The 2,541-nt window shown below is 73.9% G+C and carries 3 protein-coding genes and 2 pseudogenes; 3 read left to right on the top strand and 2 right to left on the bottom strand.

All coding sequences use genetic code 11. From position 1 onward, the window contains the following. Both SACHA_RS21560 and SACHA_RS0111010 read right to left on the bottom strand, forming a co-directional pair. Nucleotides 1–1,074 (bottom strand): serine/threonine-protein kinase (locus SACHA_RS21560; protein WP_019809677.1); only part of this gene is annotated, 1,074 nt, incomplete at its 3' end. A gap of 49 nt (nucleotides 1,075–1,123) precedes the next feature. Continuing rightward, on the bottom strand, nucleotides 1,124–1,633 hold the full coding sequence (locus tag SACHA_RS0111010; RefSeq protein WP_019809676.1) for a hypothetical protein: 510 nt from the start codon (nucleotides 1,631–1,633) through the stop codon (nucleotides 1,124–1,126). A 144-nt stretch (nucleotides 1,634–1,777) separates the two neighbouring features. On the opposite strand from SACHA_RS0111010, the pseudogene SACHA_RS26605 reads away from it, so the two are divergent. The 3 genes and pseudogenes from SACHA_RS26605 to SACHA_RS25315 all read left to right on the top strand — a co-directional run. Next, nucleotides 1,778–1,903, top strand: a pseudogene (locus SACHA_RS26605) (winged helix DNA-binding domain-containing protein); the annotation flags it as partial. Nucleotides 1,904–1,905: 2 nt separating this feature from the next. Then, a pseudogene (locus SACHA_RS26600) lies at nucleotides 1,906–1,986 on the top strand (DNA glycosylase AlkZ-like family protein); the annotation flags it as partial. Nucleotides 1,987–2,026: 40 nt separating this feature from the next. After that, nucleotides 2,027–2,206, top strand: a complete 180-nt coding sequence (locus SACHA_RS25315; RefSeq protein WP_019809674.1) for a DNA glycosylase AlkZ-like family protein — start codon at nucleotides 2,027–2,029, stop codon at nucleotides 2,204–2,206. Nucleotides 2,207–2,541 lie beyond the last annotated feature (335 nt).

Raw genomic sequence — 2,541 nt, 5'->3', positions numbered from 1 at the left:
GCCGTCGCGGTGCGGGGCGGCGTCCCCGGCACCTTCGGCGCCGTGGCTTCCCCCGGTGTCCCCGCCGGCGTCCGGTCGCGATCCGTTCCCCGGCCGTCCGGCGTCGTCGCCGGTGGGCGAGATGTCGAGGAGGGGTGCCCGGAAGGCGCGGGTGAGCACGTGGGCGTACATCCGCACGGGACTGGGCACGGTCGGCGGGTTGACCACCCCGGGCAGGTACGCGAGGTCGGTGGCGAACGGCAACAGCCGGTCGTAGACTTCCCGCGCCGAGCCGGGCCGGTTCTCCGGCTCCTTCTCCAGCAGGTGCTCCAGCACGGCTTCGACCTCGGCAGGCACGTCCGGACGCGCGTCGGTCACCGGTGGCGGCCGCTCGTCGACCTGCTTGTTCATCACGGTGTACGAGGTCGCCCCGCGGAACACCGGGCGGCCGGTGAGCATCTCGTACATCGTGCAGCCCAGCGCGTACAGGTCGGTGCGGGGCTCGCTGATCGCCGCCAACACCTGTTCGGGTGCCATGTAGGCGGGGGTGCCGATGCTCTGCCCCGACCGCGTGATCCGGGAGACGTCGGCCACGGCCATCGCCACGGCGAGCCCGAAATCCAGCACCTTCACGGTGCCGCTCGGTTCGACCATGAGATTGCCCGGCTTGAGGTCCCGGTGGACCAGTGACTCCTCGTGCGCCACGGCCAGCACCGCACACGTCTGCGCGGCGACGGCGGCGGCCCACCCGACGGGCAGGCGCTCCTGCTGGTCGACCAGGTCGGCGACGCTGAGCCCGCGCACCCGCTCCATCACCAGGTACGGCCTGCCGGGGCCGGACCCGTCGTCGGGGTCCTCGGTGCCGACGTCGAACACGGCGGGCACGCCGGGGTGCCGGAGGCGGGCGGTGATGCGGGCCTCCCGGTCGAACCGGCGCCTGATCTCGTCCTCCGGCAGTCCGTCGGAGAACCGCACGAACTTGACGGCGACCTCGCGGTCGAGCCGGGTGTCGTGGCCGACCCAGACCTCACCCATCCCGCCGCGGGCGAGCGGTGCCAACTCGTAGCGCCCGTGGAGGACCTTGCGACCGTTCACCACGTTCCCCCGTCACCGCCGTTCCCGTGCGCGTCCCGCTCGGATGCGCTCATGATCGTCCCGCCCGCCACCAGCGGGCGTAGTGGGGCAGCACCTCGGGCAGTGGCCGGGGATCCAGCCCGGCGAGCCGCCCGCGCAGCAGCTCCGCGTCCGCACGGGGCAACGTGAGCAGTGGCCGGCGCAGCCGGATGCTCCAGGACGCCTCCGCCCCGGCGAAGGCGGTGAGCCGCTCCACGAGCGGATCCAGCTCCACCCCGTCCGGCCAGGGCGTCGCGGTGCGGAAGTCGACCGCGCACCCCACCGGATAGGTGCGGCCGCCGAACTCGGGCGGTCCGTCCAGCGGGTGGACGGCCTCGGTGGCGGTGCCCTCGGCGATCACCCGGCCGCGGTCGCGGGTCGGGTTCTTGAAGCACCCGCGGGTGGTGTAGAGGAACAGGCCGTCCCCGGGCGCCAGGGCGCGCACCTCGGCGCGCCGGGTGTCCGGGAACGCCATGCGTTGCTCGCTGAGCAGCCAGCCGAGGGCCTCGCGGTCCCCGATGACGAGCAGATAATCGGCCACCCGGGCACTCTAGGAGGTCTCCGCCGTGTCGGTGGGCGGAGATACGGTCCTCCCGTCCGGCCGTGGCCGGACGGACGTCGAGGGGACGGATGTGGCCGGCGTGTGTGGGGGGAGACGGTGCGGGATCGACCGGAGACGGGTGCCGTGGGCGGCGAGGTACTGACCCGCCGCGCCCTGAACAGGGCCACGTTGGCCCGCCAACTGCTGCTGCGCCGCCACGACCTCCCCGTGGCCGACGCGGTACGCAGCCTCGCCGGGCTCAACGCGCGCCGGTGCGGCTGCTGCCCGAGTTCGACAACCTCCTGCTCGCCCACCGCGACCGGACCCGGGTGCTGCCGGACGAATATCGGCCGAAGGTGATCGACGGAGCCGCGCACTCCCCGACCGTGCTGGGTGGACGGGTTCGTGCGCGGCACCTGGCGTCTCGACCGCACGGACGACACCGCGACCGTGGTGGTGCGGCTGTTCGCGGGGGTGGACGACGCGGTGGAGGCCGAGGTGCGGGACGAGGCACACCGGCTGGCGACCTTCGCCGCTCCGGAGGCCCGGAAGCATGCCGTGACGCTGCTTTGACCGCGCGTCCCACCAGGACCGTCCCGGTCACTTCGCGGTGGGCGACCGACTAACGCCCGGATAACAACCCCTTGTCCCGGACCGGCCGGTCCGGGACATCCTCGGGGGGCCGACTTCCCGCCTCCGGGGCATGTGCCCGCGCGGTCGCGGACGTCGGCACCCCGACCGCGACCACGAAAGGGGGACCATGCGCAGGATCGGTGGTACGGCGGCGGCCGTGGCGCTGCTCGCCGTCGGTGCGTGCGGTGGTGGCACCGCCGAGGACGCCACACCCTCGCCGGACGCAACGACGACGAGCGCGGACGGCGGTCCGTCCGCGACGGCGACGACGGAGC

The organism is Saccharomonospora halophila 8 (genome assembly GCF_000383775.1).
Taxonomy (GTDB): Bacteria; Actinomycetota; Actinomycetes; order Mycobacteriales; family Pseudonocardiaceae; genus Saccharomonospora; species Saccharomonospora halophila.
Note: the sequence above shows the minus strand (reverse complement) of the source record. Positions and strands in the feature narration are given on the sequence as shown.